This is a genomic window from Neobacillus drentensis (assembly GCF_036962125.1).
In the GTDB taxonomy this organism is placed as follows: domain Bacteria; phylum Bacillota; class Bacilli; order Bacillales; family Cytobacillaceae; genus Neobacillus; species Neobacillus drentensis_B.
The window spans coordinates 73310-94295 of record NZ_JBALOA010000002.1 but is presented as its reverse complement, the minus strand read 5'-3'; the positions used below and the strand labels follow the sequence as shown (position 1 = coordinate 94295).

20 protein-coding genes are annotated in these 20986 nt (G+C 39.1%); 16 read left to right on the top strand and 4 right to left on the bottom strand.

All coding sequences use genetic code 11. The features are described from left to right. The first annotated feature begins 11 nt into the window (after window positions 1-11). Both V7121_RS01430 and V7121_RS01425 read left to right on the top strand, forming a co-directional pair. Window positions 12-446: a DoxX family protein gene (locus tag V7121_RS01430; RefSeq protein ID WP_335501321.1), complete on the top strand. Its 435-nt coding sequence runs from the start codon at window positions 12-14 to the stop codon at window positions 444-446. A gap of 23 nt (window positions 447-469) precedes the next feature. Continuing rightward, window positions 470-1252, top strand: a complete 783-nt coding sequence (locus V7121_RS01425; RefSeq protein ID WP_335501318.1) for a dioxygenase family protein — start codon at window positions 470-472, stop codon at window positions 1250-1252. 53 nt (window positions 1253-1305) lie between these two features. Here the strand turns inward: V7121_RS01425 and V7121_RS01420 are convergent, their stop codons facing one another. After that, window positions 1306-1668 (bottom strand): hypothetical protein, encoded by a 363-nt coding sequence (locus V7121_RS01420; protein WP_335545471.1) that lies wholly within the window; start codon window positions 1666-1668, stop codon window positions 1306-1308. Between the two features lie 210 nt (window positions 1669-1878). Between V7121_RS01420 and V7121_RS01415 the strand changes: the two genes are divergently transcribed. Beyond that, complete coding sequence (locus V7121_RS01415; RefSeq protein ID WP_335501314.1) at window positions 1879-2976, top strand: metallophosphoesterase; 1098 nt, start codon at window positions 1879-1881, stop codon at window positions 2974-2976. Window positions 2977-3047: 71 nt separating this feature from the next. Then, window positions 3048-4511 carry a zinc ribbon domain-containing protein gene (locus V7121_RS01410; RefSeq protein WP_335545469.1) on the top strand — a complete coding sequence of 488 codons (1464 nt, stop codon included), beginning with the start codon at window positions 3048-3050 and terminating at the stop codon, window positions 4509-4511. Window positions 4512-4740: 229 nt separating this feature from the next. Here V7121_RS01410 and V7121_RS01405 read toward each other — a convergent pair whose 3' ends face one another. Beyond that, complete coding sequence (locus tag V7121_RS01405; protein WP_335545468.1) at window positions 4741-5910, bottom strand: glycoside hydrolase family 18 protein; 1170 nt, start codon at window positions 5908-5910, stop codon at window positions 4741-4743. Window positions 5911-6106: 196 nt separating this feature from the next. Here V7121_RS01405 and trhO point away from each other — a divergent pair, with 196 nt between their 5' ends. The 3 genes from trhO to V7121_RS01390 all read left to right on the top strand — a co-directional run bounded on the left by trhO (window position 6107) and on the right by V7121_RS01390 (window position 10303). Beyond that, window positions 6107-7066, top strand: a complete 960-nt coding sequence (gene trhO / locus V7121_RS01400) for an oxygen-dependent tRNA uridine(34) hydroxylase TrhO (RefSeq protein ID WP_335501307.1) — start codon at window positions 6107-6109, stop codon at window positions 7064-7066. Window positions 7067-7203: 137 nt separating this feature from the next. Next, the gene (gene pepF, locus V7121_RS01395; RefSeq protein WP_335545466.1) at window positions 7204-8991 is read left to right on the top strand and encodes an oligoendopeptidase F; all 1788 of its coding nucleotides are present in this window, start codon (window positions 7204-7206) and stop codon (window positions 8989-8991) included. A gap of 127 nt (window positions 8992-9118) precedes the next feature. Then, window positions 9119-10303 (top strand): CapA family protein, encoded by a 1185-nt coding sequence (locus V7121_RS01390; RefSeq protein ID WP_335545464.1) that lies wholly within the window; start codon window positions 9119-9121, stop codon window positions 10301-10303. Window positions 10304-10339: 36 nt separating this feature from the next. On the opposite strand, the gene V7121_RS01385 is transcribed toward V7121_RS01390, so the two are convergent. Beyond that, on the bottom strand, window positions 10340-11872 hold the full coding sequence (locus V7121_RS01385) for a glycosyltransferase family 2 protein (RefSeq protein WP_335545462.1): 1533 nt from the start codon (window positions 11870-11872) through the stop codon (window positions 10340-10342). A gap of 205 nt (window positions 11873-12077) precedes the next feature. Here V7121_RS01385 and V7121_RS01380 point away from each other — a divergent pair, with 205 nt between their 5' ends. From V7121_RS01380 to V7121_RS01360, 5 genes are read left to right on the top strand one after another with little or no spacing between them, the layout of a single operon-like run. Continuing rightward, window positions 12078-12992, top strand: coding sequence for a hypothetical protein (locus V7121_RS01380; RefSeq protein ID WP_335501298.1), 915 nt, complete (start codon window positions 12078-12080; stop codon window positions 12990-12992). A gap of 25 nt (window positions 12993-13017) precedes the next feature. Beyond that, window positions 13018-13656, top strand: coding sequence for a DUF4129 domain-containing protein (locus tag V7121_RS01375; protein ID WP_335501296.1), 639 nt, complete (start codon window positions 13018-13020; stop codon window positions 13654-13656). Further along, window positions 13653-14771, top strand: coding sequence for a DUF4350 domain-containing protein (locus V7121_RS01370; RefSeq protein WP_335501294.1), 1119 nt, complete (start codon window positions 13653-13655; stop codon window positions 14769-14771). The genes V7121_RS01375 and V7121_RS01370 overlap by 4 nt, the downstream gene beginning before the upstream one ends. Further along, a complete protein-coding gene (locus tag V7121_RS01365) occupies window positions 14768-15697 on the top strand; it encodes an AAA family ATPase (RefSeq protein WP_335501292.1) in 930 nt (309 codons plus the stop codon). The genes V7121_RS01370 and V7121_RS01365 overlap by 4 nt, the downstream gene beginning before the upstream one ends. Continuing rightward, window positions 15648-17006, top strand: coding sequence for a DUF58 domain-containing protein (locus V7121_RS01360; RefSeq protein ID WP_335501290.1), 1359 nt, complete (start codon window positions 15648-15650; stop codon window positions 17004-17006). The genes V7121_RS01365 and V7121_RS01360 overlap by 50 nt, the downstream gene beginning before the upstream one ends. Window positions 17007-17008: 2 nt before the next feature. Here V7121_RS01360 and V7121_RS01355 read toward each other — a convergent pair whose 3' ends face one another. Continuing rightward, window positions 17009-17959, bottom strand: a complete 951-nt coding sequence (locus tag V7121_RS01355) for a stage II sporulation protein M (protein WP_335501289.1) — start codon at window positions 17957-17959, stop codon at window positions 17009-17011. 113 nt (window positions 17960-18072) lie between these two features. Between V7121_RS01355 and V7121_RS01350 the strand changes: the two genes are divergently transcribed. From V7121_RS01350 to V7121_RS01335, 4 genes are all read left to right on the top strand, one after another. After that, the gene (locus V7121_RS01350; RefSeq protein WP_335501287.1) at window positions 18073-18876 is read left to right on the top strand and encodes an RDD family protein; all 804 of its coding nucleotides are present in this window, start codon (window positions 18073-18075) and stop codon (window positions 18874-18876) included. A gap of 67 nt (window positions 18877-18943) precedes the next feature. Next, on the top strand, window positions 18944-19789 hold the full coding sequence (locus V7121_RS01345; RefSeq protein ID WP_335501285.1) for a YbhB/YbcL family Raf kinase inhibitor-like protein: 846 nt from the start codon (window positions 18944-18946) through the stop codon (window positions 19787-19789). 244 nt (window positions 19790-20033) lie between these two features. Continuing rightward, the gene (locus V7121_RS01340) at window positions 20034-20417 is read left to right on the top strand and encodes a hypothetical protein (RefSeq protein ID WP_335501283.1); all 384 of its coding nucleotides are present in this window, start codon (window positions 20034-20036) and stop codon (window positions 20415-20417) included. Then, window positions 20407-20913, top strand: a complete 507-nt coding sequence (locus V7121_RS01335; RefSeq protein ID WP_335501281.1) for an aminodeoxychorismate lyase — start codon at window positions 20407-20409, stop codon at window positions 20911-20913. The genes V7121_RS01340 and V7121_RS01335 overlap by 11 nt, the downstream gene beginning before the upstream one ends. Window positions 20914-20986: the final 73 nt, after the last annotated feature.

Genomic DNA, 20986 nt, shown 5'->3' with positions numbered 1-20986 from the left:
GGAAATTAATCATGTTAAAAAAATTCGAAGTTAGTACGTTAATTATAAGAGTCATGTTAGGAATTACATTCTTTGTTCATGGGTTAGTAAAATTTCAAGGCGGAATTGTAAATATTGTTGGCTGGTTTGACAGTATTGGATTACCAGGATTCTTAGCATATGGAGTGGCATCTATTGAATTGATCGGCGGTGCTGCATTAGTTCTAGGTTTTGGCACCAGAATCGTATCAGCATTGTTGGCATTGTTAATGATTGGTGCAACCGTAAAAGTGAAATTAGCAGTAGGGTTTTTAGGTAATGGACAAATGGCTGGTTATGAATTAGATTTGGCCTTACTCGCAATGGCTGTAGTTCTTACAATCAATGGAAGCAAACTGTTCGCATTGGATCAACTCATTTTCAAAGGTAAAAACGACGGGACTACATCTTTTTCGAAAGCAGCCTAACTAACTAAATAGGGGGAAGTTATATGTTGCCATCATTATTTATTGCTCATGGAGCGCCGTTATTAGCGGTTGAAACCAATGAATATACTCAGTTTCTGACTCAGCTTGGGAAAACTTTGCCGAGGCCAAAGGCCATCATTTTGTTTTCTGCCCATTGGGAATCATCCATGCAAAGAGTAAGCGAAGTTGATACCTATGACACAATTTATGATTTCGGTGGATTTGACCCAGAATTGTACAGGATTAAATATCCAGCCCAGGGGAACCAGCAGATTTCTCAAGAAATTAAGAATTTGTTCACGAAAAACGGCGTACCGTTCGAAGTTGAAACCAAGCGCGGCCTTGATCATGGGGCATGGGTCGTTCTTCGTTTGCTGTATCCGAATGCAGATGTCCCCGTGATTTCAATGTCAATTAATTCGAATCTTAAACCAGAAGAACAATATAAGATTGGGAAAAGCTTAGCTGCATTAAGAGCCGACGATGTTTTAATTATTGCCAGCGGAGGAACCGTGCATAATCTGAGAGCAGTGAAATGGGCAGATAATGAGATTGATCAATGGGCAGTTGACTTTGACAATTGGCTAGCAGACCACTTAACCAAATGGGATGTAGATTCCCTATTTAAGTATGATACACTTTCTCCAAATGCTGAATATGCTGTTCCACGCTATGGAAATGAACATTTCATCCCAATTTTCTATGCGATGGGAGCAGCAGACGACAGCCCAAACGCGACATTGCTGCACCGGAGTTATCGCTATGGGAATTTGAGTCATAGTGTTTGGCAGTTTGGTGATAAATAGATTATTAGAAATGAAATAAAATTCCCAACCGATTCATGGTTGGGAATTTTTATTCATTCTGCTGGTGCAGAACCGACAAAAGTTCCATTGATAAAGACATAAACTTCTGGAATTCCAGTAGCACTGATAAAAGGAACACCAACCATCGTGACACCCTCAGCAGGTAAGACTACTTCAATTGTATGTGCCCCGTTCCATGTAGAACCAGATTTAATAAGTTCTAATTTTTTCGCTTGAAATTCCTTACTACTTAAAAAATCTGCGACAATTTTATTTCTTTCTGGACCTTGGATTGGTAGAAGGTCGTGGCAGATGCAATCCCCATCTGGCTCGGCAGCTTTCACAGTATTCCCAGTAGTGACAAACAAGGATAAGGCAATAACCACTCCTGCTAATACAGTTAATAATTTCTTCATCTATTCTCCTCCTTTATTTAACCTCCTTAACTTGATTCTCTTTTTTTCGACAATCTCCTTCAAAAAGTTTGAAAAAATATTCAAGAAATGACAAATTTTATTACAAATTCGTGTCAAAAGGGGTGTCAGTTACCTTCTTGTTGTCATTTTTCCATAAATGGGTTCTAATGGAAGTATGACTTCAATTGGTTGATAAGAGGGGATTTTCCTATGTTGTTTATACTAGGGGTTATCTTGATCTACAATTTGTTTCTGGTATATATCGGATGGAATGGTTGGAAATGGTTACAAATCTTTGGAGGAAAAAAGAAACGAGTAAAGTATGTCTTTTGGGTGGTTCTTACTCTGTTTGCGTATTCGTTTGTTTTTGGGCGTCTTGTTGAAGATAGTATCGTCCTTACGTGGGTAGGTGCTATCTGGCTGGGGCTTTTTTATTTTTTGCTCCTCATTCTTCCATTTATTAATTTGTTTGTTTATTTGACTAGGTTTACCCGTATTCGTAAAAATGCGGCGATTAAGTGGACGGGAAATGCGGTAATTGTTGGTATTATAGCTTTCTTTGGTTTTGGAATTTATAACGCCTATAGTCCGGTTATTAAAAGTTATCAACTACATATTGATAAGCACGTTGAAGGAAAACAAAGTCTTACTATAGTGATGGCTTCCGATATGCACTTTGGGGTGCTGTCTGGTGCGAACCAAGCTAGGAAGCTTGTCAAACACATCGATTCGATGGAGCCTGATCTCGTTTTATTTCCAGGCGATATTATAGATGATGACGTAAAGCCTTATCTTGAGGGAGGAATTCCGGACATTCTGAGAAAGATTAAGGCACCTGTATTTGGTTCATTAGGAAATCATGATCGCGACGAAGATGTTGACTTAATCCAAGTATTTAATAGCAGTGGGATGAAGCTTTTAGCAGATGAAACGATTATATTGGACAATGGGATTACGCTGATTGGCCGGAAAGACCGTGGTTACCAAGATGTTACTCGTGCCAAGCTTTCCGAATTAATGGATGGGGTGGATTTGTCAAAACCAGTCATTCTCCTTGAACACCAGCCCTATGATCTTGACATTGCAGAGAAGAACGGTGTGGACTTAATTTTATCCGGGCATACGCATCGCGGCCAAATCGCTCCGATGAATTTGATTACAAATATGATTTATGAAAATGATTGGGGCTATTTAAAGAAAGGAACGCTGCAATCAATTGTCTCTTCTGGGTATGGCTTTTGGGGGACGCCTATCCGCATCGGTACACGCTCTGAAATCGTTCAATTAAAGGTAACTTTTAATCCATAGTGTCATTTGACACTATCTCGAGAGATAAAATTATGTAACTAAATCATTTTTTTTAGGGAGGAAAGAGGGAAATGGATTATAAGTTCTGTACGGAATGTGGAACGAAGGTTGAAAAGAACTCTTTTGTCTGTACAACTTGTGGAAAGCAATTTGCTAATGTTCAAGATGCCTATGATCAAAGGCAGGAAGGCATGGCGATGGGAGGAATCTCTTCTTCAAGTTTTCAAGAATTAAAAAAAAGACCAGTAATAGATACGAGGTCAACCAAACAAACTTCGCAAACCAAGAAAGCCTCTCTAATTATTGGGGGAATTCTTGTAGTACTTTTACTAGGTGGATATTTTCTCGGATCCACGCTAACGAGTAAGGAAAAAGTGATTCAAAAGTTTGAAGAGGCATTAAAGGAACGAGATGCCACAGCCCTAGCAGGAATAGTAGATTCCACGGATCCTAATTTGACCATTACTGAGAAAAATTTATATCCTTTCCTGTCATACATAGAAGACCATCCGGAAAACGCTTCTTTTTCAACTCTGGAAAAAGCAGGATTTGCCAACATCCTTCCATCAGGTAAAAAGTGGTTCTTTTTCGATAATTATAAAGTTTATCTTAAGTCGTTTTATCCGGTTATTTCAACCAATTTTGACGGAACGGAAATTTATGTTAATAAGAAAATGGGTGGTAGAGTTAATCATAATGAGGGGAAAATGTTCGGGCCTTATCTGGTCGGGGAATACCAACTTAAGGCTGTCTATAAGGGGAAGTATGCAACTCTCAATAAGGAAGAAGTAATTGAACCACAGAGTAATACTAGTAATAAAATAGAGGTTAATTTCACCCTTCCTGAAAATTATTTATCTATTTATTCAGATCAAGATGATGCTTATCTTTATGTAAATGGGAAGAATACGAATCAACGGATTAGCGAGATCGATAGGTTTGGGCCAGTAGTATTTGATGGATCCATTACCATCCACGCGGAAACTAAAATAAACGGAAATGTGATAAAAAGTAACGAGACTACACTGGTTGACGAGGACTTCAGGGATGTTGGATTAATATTTAATTATCAGGATGATAAAAAAGATGTGGTTGTCATTCGCTCAGAAGATTCTCCAGCAAGCGATGTTTCCCCTGATAAAGAAGATCTTTCATCCCTTAATGTTGAAGCCGAGGTGAAGGAAATTAGGGGTGAATACAACAAAATAAATAAGATGCAAAAGAATTATAATCTAAATAAATATGGTGATAATTATTTTGAGTACATTAACGATTATGGGATTATCAAGAAAATCGTAAAAAAAGATAATGGGTTAACGACTGAATATTATTTCTGGGACGATGGGTCACTGTTTTTTATTTTTACGACCACCGGCAGACCACTAGAAAACCGTTACTACTTTAAAAATAACCAAATGATTCGCTGGATTGATTCAAACAAAAGAACAATTAATATTAATACCAGCAAAGTCAACCAAGCATACAAGGACTGGGAAAACTACTGGGTGAATCAAATTCTTAGTTCAATGGATTAAATAAAAGTACCAAATGGTTGCCCTACCTGTGATGAAAAATGGAGTGGGTGGTAGCCAATCGAGGCTATTGACGACCGAAGCTGCAAAAAAAGAGAAGAGCCGGTAGCCAATCGGGGCTATTGACGACTGAAGCCATTTAAAAAGGGAAGGGACGGTAGCCAATCGGGATTCAGGAAGCCCAGTTATAAAATTAGAGGCTGTCCCCATTGGGTACAGCCTCTAATTTTTACTACTCTTTAACAGCATAATATTTAACGGGTTCTTTACGTGAAGCTTTCAGTTCAGAATAAATGCTTCCTGTTAAACTATGAGAGCCTTGGGCATCTTGGCCCAATTCCCACATCATCATCCCGCCAAAGCCAAAATTAAGCGCCAGGCGGGTTTTCTTTCTCATTGTTTGACTGCCATTATAATGGTAGGTTGTCCCATTCATTTTCACGGTGTCCTTGCTGGCACTGGCAGGATTGTTATCAACAATCGCAGCAAATGAGACTTGTTTGATTTTAGGATCTTCTGGTTGGGCATAAGACGGAACGCCTAATACTAATTTTTCTTTTGAAAGTTTAAGAGTATCAAATAGATTAGACCAATAGTTTACAATTTTCTCAGTAAACGGATAAGGCGATAAATTAGCAGCATTGTACCCGTCGTCCCATTGGCCATCATAGGCCATGATATTAACATGGTCGACATACTGGAACATAGCTGGCTCATACTGAACAAAGCCAACTTCCGTTAACGTCACCGCATGTATTTTTGAATAAACAGCAATGGACAGTTCTTTCTTTTTCGGATGAAGCTGGGCACTTAACTCTTTCGCGAAAGCCGCCAGATTCTCTGCATCAGCTGTCGAACGCGGGTGCTCGAAATCGATATCAATTCCATCTAGTTTTTCACGGACTGCGATATTAGTTAACTCTTTAACTAGTTTCGCTCTAGATTTAGGATTAGAGATCGCGGGCTTAAAATAATTATAAGATTCACCGCCCTTGATGTGGTACCAACCGCCAATCGCAAGAATGACTTTCGTGTCATGCTTTTCGGCTTTTGCAACTACGGTTCTAAGATTTTTTAAGGGTTGGTCGCCATTAAACAGGACAGCGCCATCCTTGGTTGGATGGACAAATGAGAATATGACATGGGTTAATTTAGAATAATCAACCATATTTGGGTCGCGATAATCCTGTACGTAACCGATGAGTACCTTTGATGGTGCTTTTTTAAGTTTTGGCAGCTCTTTTGCATTCGGCTTAATAGCCGATTTAGGTGCATTTTCTATAATTAGTGTTCTAGGACGCTCTTGTTTTTCATTATTTTTGGTAAGAATGACCCCAGTTAATATTCCTCCAATGAAGGTAACCGCAATTACCAGGCCCAGGAGGAGAGGAGATTTCTTCATATTATTGGTCCTCCTTATTATTTCTCACATGTAAAAAGTGTAACAGAAAAATGGAGGGAATAAGGTTGGTAATATCCTCCTCCCGAACATGATGAAATGAAAAATTTGAATAATGATGTTTATTTTTGCTATAATCATAAGGTTAATGTTAAAAACCTAGTGTTTTTTTATATATATAAAATGTAAGGTGGTAACCATGAATCAAGAGTATAGAGTGTTATTGTATTATAAATATGTAACGATAGAGAACCCTGAAGAAGTAACCCAGGAGCATCTTCATTTCTGTCAAGAGCTTGGTCTCAAAGGCCGAATTATTATTGCAGCGGAAGGAATAAATGGGACGGTGTCAGGGACCATTGAACAGACGGATGCCTATATGAAATTTATGAATGAACATCCACTGTTTGCTGGGACAATTTTTAAGATAGATGAAGCGTCCGAGCATGCCTTCAAAAAAATGAAGGTTAAGTTCAGACCGGAGCTAGTGACTTTGCGTTTGGAAGATGATGTTGACCCTAATGTTCAAACGGGTAAGCATTTGAAACCAAAGGATTTCTTTGAACAAATGCAAAAAGAGGATACGGTTGTGATCGATGCCCGAAATGATTATGAGTATGATTTAGGTCATTTTAGAGGGGCGGTAAGACCGGATATCCTTAACTTCCGTGATCTTCCCGAATGGATTCGTGAAAATAAGCAAGAATTTGAAGGTAAAAAGATTCTTACCTATTGTACTGGCGGGATTCGTTGTGAAAAATTTTCCGGCTGGCTCCTGCAAGAAGGTTTTGAAGATGTTTCACAGCTTGAAGGCGGGATTGTCACCTATGGTAAAGACCCTGAGGTACAGGGGGATTTATGGGATGGTCAGCTTTATGTGTTTGATGAGCGCATAAGCGTACCTGTTAACCGAAAAGAGCATGTCGTGGTCGGGAAGGATTTTTACACGGGTGAGCCATGTGAACGCTACGTGAATTGTGCCAATCCAGAATGTAACCGAAAAATCCTTTGCTCTGAGGAGAACGAACATAAGCACTTACGCAGCTGTTCGCACGAGTGCCGTGTCCATCCTCGCAACCGTTATGTGGCACAGCACGGTTTAAGTGAAAAAGAGGTACAGGAAAGATTGACAGTGATTGAGAAAGAATTAACGCGATAATTTTTTAGGAAGCAGGTCATCACGGTGATCTGCTTTTTTGCATGGAAAGGTAGGATTACCGAGAGGTTTTCACGAATATATTGATTATGATAGCAAATAGAAATGGATTTTTTACATAAAAGGGAGTTGTATATTGAATGGTGACCTATACCAATCGAAATGAAGTACCCGTCCATGAAAAGTGGAACTTAGAGGATATCTATCCAAATATCAATAAATGGGAAGAGGATTATTTGAAGATCGAAGAAATGGCAGCAACCCTAAAGCAATATGATGGAACGATACAGGATGGACACTCCTTATATCAATATCTTCATAAGCGTGAAGAGTTGTCTTTTGTATTCAACAAAGTTTATGCCTATGCGATGCTGCGTGTGGATGAGAATACACGGGATACCCAGTCACAGTCCCATCTGGACCGAGCGAAACAATTGAGTGTAAAGGTTAGTGCTTCTACCTCCTTCTTTATGCCTTATTTATTAAGTCTGAGTGAAGATACCTTAGCTGGATATATAAAAGCGGAAAAGAAGCTGGATTACTTTGCCGAGGATTTATGGGAGTCGTTCCGTTACAAACAGCATGTCTTATCAAAGGAACAGGAAGCGGTCCTTTCTCAATTAGGGGAAGCTCTCTCGGCACCTGGCAATATTTTTGGCATGATCAATAATGCAGATATTAAATTTGGAGAAGTGACCTCAGAAAATGGTGACCGTGTTGAACTCACCAGGGGAATGTACTCAAAGTTAATCGAAGATCCGGATCGTAAAAAACGGAGAGAGGCGTATAAGTCCTATTATCAGCCTTATCTGCAATTAAAAAATTCAATTGCTGCTACGCTGTCAGCAGCGATTAAAAATAATGTAACAACGGCTAAGATTCGTCAATATCCATCGGTGTTGGAAAAAGCTCTGTTTGGAGATAAAGTCCCGAGAGAGGTTTATGAGAATCTAATTAAAACAACTAAAGAAAATATTGGTCCACTCCATCAGTATTCACGGATTCGTAAAGAAAAATTGGATTTAGATGAGCTTCGTCAATATGATATGAGTGTCCCGCTTGTCAGTGGCGCTAAGCAAGTCATATCCTTTGAGGAAGCCTATGAAACTATGTGCAAAGCGTTAGCTCCGCTTGGGGATGACTATGTCAAGATCCTGAAAGAGTTTAAGGAGGCACGTTATCTGGATGTCAGAGAAACTCCTGGAAAGCGTTCAGGTGCCTACAATCTTGGTGTCTACGGGGTCCATCCTTTTATCCTGTTAAATCATCAGGATGACTTGGACAGTTTATTCACGTTGGTCCATGAATGCGGGCATGGGGTCCACAGCCGGCTAAGCTCGCAGTATCAACCGCAAATCACGGCCGGATATAGCATTTTTGTGGCCGAAGTGGCATCAACTGTTAATGAAGTTTTGTTAATTAATTACTTATTGAACAATGAGAAAGACCCTGAGGTCCGTAAACATTTAGTCAATCATTTCATTGATCAATTTAAGGGGACATTTTTTACTCAAGTCATGTTTGCGGAGTTTGAAATGAAAACCCATGAAATGGTAGAAAAAGGACTGCCTCTCAATGTGGAGGTATTTAACCAAACCTATGAGCAATTATTCCGAGAATACAATGGCGATGAGGTTGTCTTCGATGAAGAAGTGAAATATGGCTGGTCGAGGATCCCTCATTTTTACCGCCCTTTCTATGTTTACAAGTATGCAACAGGATTTGCATCTGCTATCCACTTAGCGACAAAAATTCTTGAAGGTGATCAAGAAACGCTCACTTCCTATTTAGAATTCTTAAAGAGCGGCAGTTCGGATTATCCGCTTGAATTGTTGAAGAAGACTGGTGTTGATTTGACCACACCAGCACCGATTGAAAACTCACTGAAACGGTTTAATGAATTGGTAGAGGAATTCTCCCGCCTATAAAAACCAACTCTGAAACCCATGACTTTCTTCCTATTGGAGGCGGCATGGGTTTATTTTTTTATAGTTTGTTAAATGAACTTATTGTAGAATAAGGAAAGTTAAGTAAATAAAAGGGGTCATTTGGATTATGAATAGTAGAAGAGACAAAAATCGAGGACAGAAGAAATCAATTCTCCCTTTCCTCATCCTGGTTTTCCTGTTGCTGATTGCTGGGGGATATTATTGGAATAGCAGTATCAAGGAAGAGAATGCTGATTCAAAAATCACTAAAGAAAAAACGGCTAAAAATGAAAAAACTGAGGAACGAAAGCTTGAAGTAAAACAAGAGATTAAACCAGAACCAGTCAAGGAAACGATAATTAAGATTAGTGCAGCTGGAGATTTTACACTGGGGTCTGATGAATCGTTTAATTATAGTTCATCCTTCAATAAAGCAGCGGCCGATCATGGATTGCCGTATTTTGTGAAGGGTTTGGATGATATATTCTTAAATGATGATTTCACAACGGTCAATTTAGAAACAACTCTCACAAATGCGACAAAAAAGGCTGTAAAAACATTTCGTTTTAAAGGCGACCCTTCCTATGCAAAAATTCTTGAACTGGGCGGAATTGAAGCAGTCAATTTAGCCAACAATCATATCCATGATTACCTCGATAAAGGGTATCAGGACACAATGGCATCTTTGGAAAAACAGAACATCGGTTACTTTGGTTATGACCATAAATATATTACCACTGTAAAAGATACGAAAATCGGTGCTCTAGGGTATGAGGGTTGGTCAGATACAGCAGAAATTCGCAGTCAAGTTTCCAAGGATATTAAAGAGCTGAGAGCCCAGGGTGCCCAAATCATTCTCGTTCATTACCATTGGGGTAGTGAACGTCATTATGCCCCTGACAGCTCCCAGCAGTCGTTGGCCCGCTATACGATTGATAGTGGTGCTGACCTGATTCTCGGTCACCATCCGCATGTGGTCCAAGGGATTGAAGAATATAAAGGGAAATTTATTGTCTATAGTCTCGGGAACTTTATGTTTGGCGGGAATAAAAACCCAAGTGACAAGGATACCTTTGTTTTTCAACAGACCTTCCATTTGAAAAATGGCGTTCTTTCAGATGCGAAGGAAATCAATGTTGTTCCATTTTCAATATCTTCGGTTTCCTCAAGAAATGATTATCAGCCGACCTTATTAACCGGCTCAGAAAAGAAACGAGTCAAGCAGAAAATCATTGATGGCTCCAACCAAATCAAAGGTTCGGATTGGCTTGTTTATGAAAATAACGATCAAGTAGTGAAAAAGGAAAATTGAATAGAGTAAAATAAAGGGACAGTCGACACTGTCCCTTTATTTTATAGATGAGATACTTAAGCCAATATTTGAATAGATGGTATCGTAAAAAGTAAACTCGCGATTATTATATTGATATTTGTTCTTGCTCTTAGTAGGTTTTCGAATGTTAATTTTCAAATATTCTTTAAAGCGTAAAAAGATAGAGTAATTCGCTGGCGGCAGTTTGTTTAATACCTCTAAGTCGATTTCTAGTATTCCATGCCCATTATTATCTATGTGTATGGGCAGAGAGACTTGATTTAAGGAATTTTTTGAATCCCGGATCAGCAAGTGTGAAAGTGCCAAAAGATGATCGCCGAATACTTTAAATCTAAGATAATAGGTATGATCACTAACATAATCTTCTTCATAGATAGAGTACATGGGAATCCTAATAAATTTATATTTTTCCTCTAAGAACGGAACCACTACATAAGGCAGTTGATCTTTTATAATAATATCCTTTACTTTTTCCTGCTTCTCCCACGCAAGTAAGTTCTCAAGTTGCTTATATTTTCTATCTTTGTACAAGTTGTAAACCAGTTTGTTCATCGGATGAAAGAATTCCTCGGAAAACTCATAATTTAATGTTTTCGTTGTCTTTAGCACTTGATTAAATTTATAATAATAGATCCGTTTCAGCTTTGTTTTTTGAAAATGTGGTGTATGAAAGAATCGTGTAATTGAATCAAATTCATAAAGTCTATTTAATGCCAACTTTTGTTTTTCAATATCTAGATTTTTCTTGATGATATGGTTAATCACTTTGAGATTACAATTGGTTTTTTGGATGATATTGGTTTGATTGGATAAACGCGTATTTTGGTTATCTATCCGATTCAAGAAATATATAGGTTGTTCTGTTGTGGAGATTCTTCTACAATGGGTCAGTACATCAATGAAAAATTGCTTGTCTTCCGCAAATTTCATTTCAGGAAAATGAATTTTATTTTCCTTTATGATGCTCGTTTTTATCATGCGTGCTCTTGGTCCTAAATGATGGAAAATATGAGGAATGGAAAAGGGTGATACACTTCTTCTTTCCATGCACGACTCATGTTCACCGACAATCGATATACCTTTGGATGTAACTTGAACGGTTTTACCCACCGCATATTCATCACTTGTTTCCTCCAAAATGGCTGCTAATCCTTCTAAACCATTGGGTTCAAGCCAATCATCTGCATCTAAAAAAGTGATATATTTAGATTGAGCTAATTCAATACCGATATTACGAGGTCGAGCAGGTGAACCTGTGTTTCTTTTAAGAAATACAACAATAATATTAGCGAAGTTTGCAGAGTATTCTAATAGAATTTCTTTAGAGGAGTCTGTCGAACAATCATCGATTAATATGTATTTAATTTGGTCCATACCCAGTGATTGATTTACAACAGAATCAATTGTTTTTTTTAAGTACCTTTCAGCATTATAGACCGGGGTTATCACTGAAACTAAAGTGGGATTTCTCTCAGTAGTAATTTTTTGATTAATAATATAATCTTCCTTAAAGCTACTTTGCTGCTTCTTATTCCAAGTCCAAACCAAGTAAGTTCACCTCAACCTTTACTTCATTTACAAAATACACCACACCATTACCTATAATTGGACAAATTATTGATGTTTATGCGTAAAAGACTGTATATCAGGTAAACCTGTCCAGATTTTACTACATTTACAACTTTTTACACTAAATAAATCCGAATAATGATAAAATAGGTCATATTCATTTTTTTCTAGGAGGACCTCAACTTTGGATAATAAGTTTTCTACCCCAAAAAGATTTGGAGAAATACTCGACCACACCTTTCAATTAACGAAAAATCGCTTTAAGGACTTATTCATGATTATGCTGATTTTCATGGGACCTATATACTTGATTCAAGCGATCCTGCAACTCAGTTCTGGAACAAGCTTTTTTAGAGAGGTTGGCAGCGGTGGTGCGTGGTTTGAACAAATTATTACCAGTTTTGAAGAGACCGGAACCTTCAATACTAGCAGCCTAGGAGCTGATATTGGCATTATCATCATGGGGATAGTGAGTGCGATTTTGGCACCTGTTGCAGAGGCAGCCGTTCTGTTTACTATCAATCATGTTCGTCAAAATGAAGACTACACTGTCAGTTCAGTTATAAAACAAGCCTTTAAACGATTCTGGCCAATCATGGGAAGCAGTATTTTATTTGGTCTGATTAGCTTGGGGATTATCATTTTACCAATCGCAATTGTCGCATTTACAGGTGCTTTCGTTGCGACGTCGGTCAATACAGTTGTGGGGATTCTATTAGGTGTTGTCCTGTTTCTCGGATTTGCCGTTGTGGTAGCTCTACTATTAACCCGCTGGAGCTTATATTTTGGTTCAGTAGTCCTTGATAAGGTCTCCCCAGGATTAGGAAGAAGCTGGCGACTATCCAGAAAGCGCACATGGGTATTATTAGGGCTTTATTTGGTCTTTTATTTTATAATTTCCTGTATTAGCTTTGGTGTTCAAATGACGTTTGGATTGGTTTTAGGTAATAGTGTGCTGCTAACACTAATTTCAAACCTCGTCAGCTTAGTAACGACGATGATTTTCTCGGTAGGCTATGCGGTCATGTATCTGGATGCCAAAACCAGACATGATGCGGATGATTTAAAAGAAATGATTGAAGAATTTAAGACGGTTTAACAACCTATGATGTTAGGTGATGATTATGAATGATACCGACAAGGCTCGAGACGACCTTGAAGAAATTTTAAAAACTAAAGAATATACAGTTTACTATGATTCAAAGGGAATATTTGCAACCTGGTGGGAGCAAGCGAAAGAATGGATTGCCAAGCAACTCGAAAAATTGTTACCTGCTGTCGATTCAACGAGCAGGGCGTCAGGACCGATTCTTATTGCCGTCATTGTTATTGTCATTATCCTTTTAGCACTTTCGGCCTTTTTACTGTTACGAAATATGCAACGCAATCGATCTCTTCGCAAACAAAAACCACTTCAATCGAGGAAAGAAATGAATTGGACGTCTCAAAGACATCTGGAGGAGGCTAAAAAACAAGAGATTATTGGAGAATATAGCCTATCCACTCGCCATTTGTTTTTAGCCTTGCTCCTTTCATTTCATGAAAAAGGGCTACTAGAGGCAAGAATTTGGAAAACAAATTGGGACTATTTTGAGGAACTTAGGAAAGTAGATCAGTCCATTGCTGACCAGTTTTATCAGTTTGCTCTATTTTTTGAAGAGGTGACCTATGGGGAACGCACTGTTCAAAAAGAAGAGTATTTGCAGTTTCATCATGAGGCAGGAACGGTACTTGGCTCTATGAAGGAGGAAAATCAAGCATGAAACCTCTTTCTAACTTGCGGACATGGATTGGGCTGGTCATCCTGCTTGGTTTATTTTTAATCTTCAGTTATTTCAGCACCTCACCAAAGCCGCAATTCTACCCAAATTATGTTACCGAGTCACCAGCTCCTAGTGGTGTGAAAGCATTTTATACATATGTTAACGAGGAAAAGAATGGCAAGCTTTGGAGACATTCACCAGATTTACTTTCTGCCACAACAGAACACCAATTACTTATTATGGTCGAACCATCTTTTACCCTCGAAAAGCAAGAGATGAAGGCCTATATCAAATATATGAAGGCAGGCCATACGATTCTGTTGTTGCAAAAAAATCCACAAGGGATGTTTGATATCAAAACACGAGGAACGGATACCACAGAGTCATCGAAGGTACGTTCGCAAACCGGAAATACTTACCGAGCTCAAATTAAATCAACCGTCCGTTTGCAGTCTAGAAAGGGAGATGAAATATTACTTTCTGACCAAGCGGGTCCGATTGCGGTTAAACAATTGTATGGAAAAGGACAATTAATTATTGGGGTTGCCCCGGAATGGATCACGAATGACAGCCTACTAAAGAAAGATCATTTACCGCTTCTTCTGTATCTAGTAAACCAAGAAAAAGCTGGCTCCATCCTGTTTGATGAATACATTCATGATAGAGAAAATGGATCATCGGTTTGGCAGGTGTACCCGATGTGGTTTTTACTTCTTGTGATCCAGGCCACCCTATTGATGATCCTTTGGCTTTGGATGAAGGGGAAGCGATTTGGCCCCATTTTCGTCCCAAGGGAAGAGTTTGTTCGTTTCAGTGATGAGGGAGTGCAGGCACTCGCAGCGTGGTATCTCCGTGGCAAGCGGTATCATGATTCCATTATCATCCAAGCAGACTATGTGAAAATGCTTCTCCAAGAAAGGTGGCAGGTTCCCTATCACAGAGAATGGCAGGATCTGTCGAGCTATCTAGAGAAAAAGTGGACGGGATTGCCAGCTAATGAAATCAATTCTTTTTTGTCAGGATTGGTAAACATTCTTGAAAAAGAGAAAATTACACAACAAGAATATTTGATATGGTCGAAAAAGCTCGAGCACTTAAGGAGAGAGATAGAATGAATACAGAATTAACATCCTTTTTGGACAAATATGAAGAACGGATTTTAGGACAAAGCCTAAATCTTAAACTATTATTATCCGCTGTTTTAGCTGGAGGCCACGTCCTTTTAGAGGGGGTACCTGGCACTGGAAAAACCCAAATGGTCCGTACCCTTGCCAATTTATTAGGTGGGACTTTTAACCGGATCCAGTTTACACCGGACCTATTGCCGAGTGATATCACGGGAAGCACGATATACAATATGAAGGAGAGCAACTTTCAGACATTAAAAGGACCGATTTTTACAAATATTCTCTTAGCGGATGAAATTAACCGGACACCAGCAAAGACACAGGCTGCCTTGTTAGAAGCAATGGAAGAAAAACAGGTGACGATCCAAGGTGAAACGTATCCATTGCCTGAGGTGTTTTTCGTAGTGGCCACTCAAAATCCAATTGAATTTGAAGGGACTTATCCGCTGCCAGAAGCACAGCAGGACCGTTTCCTCTTTAAGCTGAGAATTGAATTTCCAAGCTTTGAGGAAGAAAAAAATGTCTTAAAACAAGTCATTGAAAACAGCTTTGACCAAAAGCTTGTTTCCGCTGTCTTAGATATGAACGAGTTTTTAAGTGTTAGACGTGCCATAGAAAAAGTTACAGTAAGCGAAAATGTAATAGATTATATGATGAAGATTGTCAGGAAGACACGTGAGACTGAAGCAATCCGATTTGGGGCCAGTACGAGAGCAGGAATTTCAATTGGCAAGGCAGCGCAGGCTTGGGCTTACTTATCAGGGAGGGATTACGTCACACCGGACGATATTAAAATGGTCACCAAACCTGCATTACGCCATCGCATTCAAATCTCGCCGCATGTAGAATTGGAGGGAGCAACCGTTGACCAAATTATTGAAGAGCTTGTGGGCTCGGTTCCTGTTCCAAGATAGAGGAATTTTACCAACCAAACGATTAATGTTGGTATTCGTCCTTCTAACGATCGTTTTAGGAATTAGTACCGTTTGGGGAATATCATGGGGGTCAGTACTTTTTGTCAATCTCCTCATATTTATAGCAAGTTGGTTAGACTTACTTTTTTCTCCATCAAAAAAACAGCTAACCTTTCAACGCACCATTTCAGGGGAGTTTGAAAGAGGAATGGCGTATCCGGTATCGATAAAGGTTCAGAATACATCTTCCCATCCTATTACATACCGAATGGTTGACGACTTGCCACAATCATTCGAAAGGCTGTTTCCACTTATCGGGTCGATCCCAAAAGAAGTTACCATGGAAATTGTGTATAAGACCACTGCAATGGTGCGAGGAAAATACGAGATGAACAAGCTTTATTTTCGGTATGCTAGTTTGCTGGGTTTATGGGAAAAGCAAGTAACCGTCGATTTAAGAGATGTATTAAAAGTCATTCCGGATTTAACCGAAACCAAACAGTATTTAGAAAATGCCCAGAAATATTTAGTATATGAAGGGTTAAAGATACGTAGGCAGCGCAGTGGTGTGGGTGACTATTCGAAGATAAGGAATTATGTCGTTGGTGATGATCCTCGAAAAATAAACTGGCGGCAAACAGCCAAGCTTCGGGAAGTAATGACCAATGAATATGAACCGGAGCACGGAAAGTATATTACCATCTTAATTGACTGTGGCAGAATGATGGGGGCGGAATTGGCAAAAGGAAATCGCTTAGAAAAAGCGTTAGAAGCCTCCTTGACGGTGACTGCCGCGGCCCTACAAAAGGGAGATTATGTGTCTGTCCTCGCTTTTTCAAAGGATATAAAAGTCTTTGTGCCGCCAGCCAAAGGAATGGCGCACCTGCAGACGATTCTCCAAGCGATTTATTCATTAAAGGTGGATGCAGCTGAGTCTAATTACGCGGCTGTGCTGCAATACCTTGAAATGGTCCAAAAGAAACGTAGTCTACTGTTATTATTTAGCGATGTGTGCACCTTTCTTCATGAGGAAAGTGCATTGATTCTCTTAAAACGACTAAGACAGCGACATTTATTTTTAATGATTGGAATTGAAGATCAGACACTTTTGAAAAGAGTAAACGAGGAACCAAATACGATTCAAGCAGCAATGCGGAAAAGTATTGCCCAGCAACAATTTCTTTTTAAGAAAAGAGAAAAGAATAAATGGGAAAAACAAGGCCTCGTGATGATCGAGGCCTGCGAGGAAAAATTGGCAGTTACCGCCGTTTCCCATTATATTGACATTATGAATCAGAGTTTGTTATAGCTTTACCTGAGTTTTAGTTTACCAATCACTACATAAAGAATGAGCCCGACTACGGTTAAGAAAGCAACGATATACTTTGCTTCTAAGGATATCGCCGCTGGAGTGATGAAGCCTTCAATGATTCCAGCGATGACAAACAACGGAATCGTACCGAGCAGAAGCTGAACGGATCGCATCGCTTGCTGCTTTACTTGGTAACCACGTGAATATTGGCCGGGGACAAATAGCTTATAGCCCATTAAAAGGCCGGCACCACCAGCGATAAAAATTGCTGTCAACTCAATCATCCCATGAGGAACAATATACGCCCAAAAATCATACGATTTTCCGTGATGCCAAAACAGGGCGGCGAGCGCACCAATGATGATTCCATTGTAGACCATTAAATAGACGGTAATGAGCCCAAAGGTGATTCCTCCCGCAAACGCAAAGATGGCCACTTTGATATTATTGGTCATAATACTAGCCGACATGAGGGAGGAGTCCACCGCTTCATGACCCTTTCCCAGTTGATCGGGGTCTACACCCTTAGCAATTTCCGCTGGCAGAATGGAATAGATGTGCAGTGGATCATTGATAACTGAGAGAAAGCTCCCTAACGCGCCAATTAGAAATAAAATCATCGCCACGATGACAAACTTCCATTGCTCTAATAACAGCCCAATAAATTTCTGACTAAAAAAATGACGGATTTGTTTGAAGCTTGAAACTTGGTCTTTATACAGAAGATTATGTGACTTCGCGACAAGTCCGTTTAAATAGTGAGTGACTTCATCTTGTGGAAAATAAGTTTGACTGTAGGAAAGATTCTGGGCTGCTTTTTGATAAAGGCGATGGTATTGAGAGATTCTCTCTCCTGTAATGGCATTTCTGCGTGTACTTAAAGTTGTAATTAATTGTTCCAGCTGTTTCCATTCATCGCGATGCATTTTAACAAATTGTTTTACATTCATTTAGACACCTACTTTAAGGGACAATGGATTATTAGTCTTTATTCTCCTTATTATAGTAATATTGTAGAAAAATAGAAATAAAAATAATCAACTATGTGAGACGAGGGAAACGTATGAATGAAGAACATTTAGATATAAAAACACCTGAATTCGTTTCAATTCAGTTTCAAATGGCGGGTTTAGGGAGCAGGTCAGCCGCCTTTATGATTGATCAGCTGATATTAATGGCTTTTAACATTTTGTCTTTAATTATCCTTTTTTTCGTCTTAGACGGAATGGATAAAATGGAATTTATTTTCGTCGGGAATTCCCTGCCGATTGCGATTACCATGATTGGGCTGTTTATAATTAATGGGGGCTACTTTTTTGCGTTTGAATTTTTTTCAGGCGGTAGAACACCTGGGAAGAAGTTAATGGGAATCCGTGTCATTCAGGAAAATGGCCATAGCATCACATTGCTTGCCAGCTTTATTCGGAATTTAATGCGAATCATTGATTCTTTGCCGGCGGCTTACTTTCTCGGTATTATCATGATCTTTTTCCATTCGAAACATAAACGTCTAGGTGATCTTGTTGCGGGTACGATTGTCGTCCATGAGCGGAAAGCTAAACGAAAAAAGAAACAATCTCCGTTAGAATCAGAAATAGACCGTAGAGGCCTTTCAAAAGAGGATCTTTCAATAGATGAATGGACATTGAAATCCCTAGGGATGAAAGAGTGGAAGCTCGTCAGTACCTATGCAAGCCGTTTTCTACAAATCCCTATAACGGAAAGGAATCAGCTAACCGAACAAATTGCCGAGCTGTTATTCCCGAAAATCGACCAGAATCCAGAAGGAAAAACTTCTGCTGAATTAGAAAACATTCTCTTAGCCCTATATTTACTACTACACGAGGAATGGGAATTTGAGCTGTAAAGAAATGAATAGTTTGCAGGTGTTGGAATGATAATAGAATGGAACGAATTTGATAGAGGTGTAGTTTATGACTAAAGACATAATTGATAATAATGACTTCACGAGGGGCACCTTAGTTTCATTAAAAGTAAATGGTAACTCCCTTACTAGGAAAGCAATCAATGTAAATACAAAATTATTGGTCCCCTTAAAGGAAATGTTAGAAAGCTGCGGGGCGATTGTAAAAATAAACGAAATGAATGAAGCGGCAACAGTTAGTTCTCCGGATTTTTCATTCGAACTGGCAGTTGGTGACACACAAGTGACCATCAACAACCAAGCTACATTTACTTTAGATCATGAGGTTGTTTTTGAAGATGATGAGATTTTTGTTAGTGTCCGGTTGGCATTAACTGCATTAAAGGCTAAGTTGGGCAGAGAGAAGGATGCTGGGGTAGTAACTATTGAAACTTTGCCTGAAAATGGGCTAACCGTAGCATCACCAGCGTTTGAAGCATGGGGGAATATTCCTCACAAATTTGTGCAGCATAGCGTGGGAGGAGAAAATATTAGCATGCCCATCCAATGGATAGGAGCACCAGCTCATGCGAAATCGTTTGCTGTTGTCATTTATGATGCCCATGTTCTGTCGGACTACTGGGTACATTGGGCCGTGATTAATGTGGACGACACCACATCAGAAATAGCAGAAAATGCGGCGGCAAGTTTATCAGAAAGTCAGCAGATAAAACCTTATTATGGGATGCAGCCAGCTGGAGGAACCGGCGATCATGCCTACCAAATTGCTGTTTATGCCTTAGATATAGAAAACCTAGATGTCCCTAACCAAATCGTTTTTTTGGAAGACATTAGTCCGATTCTTGAGGCACATTCGATTGCGAGCGGTACGTTGGTTGGTTTTTTTCAGAGTTAAATAGTGGGAAACAAGAAGGGAAGAAAGTAATGCAATCGTAGCAGCATTGCTTTTTTTCATTTCTGTAATAGTCTAGTCTATTTATTTGTGAAAACTTAGTGAAGTAATTATATAGAATTACAGGTTGGTTTTGTCAAATCCATCCGACTTGTGTCTTATTTACATAGAATTCGTCGAAAAATTTATGTTTACGTTGTATAATAGGTAAATGTGGATTGCTATGTAAATGAAGGAGGAAACAAAAATGATGGAGTGGACATTAATTCTGTTGATTGCGATATCAGCTGTGCTGCTAATCGTTTCTATAATATCGAATCGAAATGCAGAAAAACAAAAACATAAGGAAATTGATCTGGTTCATGTGGCTGTTATGAAAGATATCAATAGCGTAAATGAGCAAATTCGAAATTTGGAACTGGATATCGAAGTAATCACGAAGGAAGCAGGCGTTCAAATGACACCTGAAGAAATGGTGTTTAAGCGTGAAGTACTAGATTTATATAAACGCAAATATTCGATTGAAACCATTGCACAGAAGACACAGGTTTCAGAAAATGAAATTCACCAATTTCTTTCTCCTTATCTCGCAGCAAAGGATGAAAGGAGCAAAATAGCCCATGAAATTTAATCTAGTGAGCAGTTTTGCGGCCGGTATTCTCCTAGCTTCGTCCATTTGTGGCGCTGTTTACTTTACGGAAGATCCTGTGGTCACAAAAGCGGCATCCAAACCAACCAAATCCGAGCAGAAAACTACGGTAATTCAGCCAACAGAGGCAGAGATGAAAGATATGCTCTTAGCTGCCGGTTATGTTGTTCAACCAAAGGCTGAATATGATAAGACTCTAGAAGCAGCAAAAAAAGCAGCTGCAACAGCTGTAAATACTACAGCGGCTAATAATAATGCCAAAAAGATTGCCTATCGCGCCGTTATTTCTGTGACACAAGGAATGACGAGTATCGATGTTGGTAAAATGCTTGTAAAATCAAAAATCATTAATAATGCTTTTAAATTCTCTCAAGATGTTGAGAAAAAAGGTGTCGAGAAAAATTTACGCCCGGGTACTTTCACAGTCGATACGGAAATGACCTATGATCAAGTCATTGCGACTATTTTCAAAAAGTAACATATCTGAAATAATGAACGGACAGTATGTTTTATACTGTCCGTTCGTTATTTTTTTATGAGTGTCTACAGAT

Coding starts and splice junctions, on each gene's coding strand:
- V7121_RS01430 (WP_335501321.1), top strand. CDS start 12: ATGTTAAAAAAATTCGAAGTTAGTACGTTAATTATAAGAGTCATGTTA.
- pepF (WP_335545466.1), top strand. CDS start 7,204: ATGGTGACCTATACCAATCGAAATGAAGTACCCGTCCATGAAAAGTGG.
- V7121_RS01370 (WP_335501294.1), top strand. CDS start 13,653: ATGAAACCTCTTTCTAACTTGCGGACATGGATTGGGCTGGTCATCCTG.
- V7121_RS01375 (WP_335501296.1), top strand. CDS start 13,018: ATGAATGATACCGACAAGGCTCGAGACGACCTTGAAGAAATTTTAAAA.
- V7121_RS01365 (WP_335501292.1), top strand. CDS start 14,768: ATGAATACAGAATTAACATCCTTTTTGGACAAATATGAAGAACGGATT.
- trhO (WP_335501307.1), top strand. CDS start 6,107: ATGAATCAAGAGTATAGAGTGTTATTGTATTATAAATATGTAACGATA.
- V7121_RS01350 (WP_335501287.1), top strand. CDS start 18,073: ATGAATGAAGAACATTTAGATATAAAAACACCTGAATTCGTTTCAATT.
- V7121_RS01415 (WP_335501314.1), top strand. CDS start 1,879: ATGTTGTTTATACTAGGGGTTATCTTGATCTACAATTTGTTTCTGGTA.
- V7121_RS01410 (WP_335545469.1), top strand. CDS start 3,048: ATGGATTATAAGTTCTGTACGGAATGTGGAACGAAGGTTGAAAAGAAC.
- V7121_RS01345 (WP_335501285.1), top strand. CDS start 18,944: ATGACTAAAGACATAATTGATAATAATGACTTCACGAGGGGCACCTTA.
- V7121_RS01405 (WP_335545468.1), bottom strand. CDS start 5,910: ATGAAGAAATCTCCTCTCCTCCTGGGCCTGGTAATTGCGGTTACCTTC.
- V7121_RS01340 (WP_335501283.1), top strand. CDS start 20,034: ATGATGGAGTGGACATTAATTCTGTTGATTGCGATATCAGCTGTGCTG.
- V7121_RS01425 (WP_335501318.1), top strand. CDS start 470: ATGTTGCCATCATTATTTATTGCTCATGGAGCGCCGTTATTAGCGGTT.
- V7121_RS01355 (WP_335501289.1), bottom strand. CDS start 17,959: ATGAATGTAAAACAATTTGTTAAAATGCATCGCGATGAATGGAAACAG.
- V7121_RS01420 (WP_335545471.1), bottom strand. CDS start 1,668: ATGAAGAAATTATTAACTGTATTAGCAGGAGTGGTTATTGCCTTATCC.
- V7121_RS01335 (WP_335501281.1), top strand. CDS start 20,407: ATGAAATTTAATCTAGTGAGCAGTTTTGCGGCCGGTATTCTCCTAGCT.
- V7121_RS01390 (WP_335545464.1), top strand. CDS start 9,119: ATGAATAGTAGAAGAGACAAAAATCGAGGACAGAAGAAATCAATTCTC.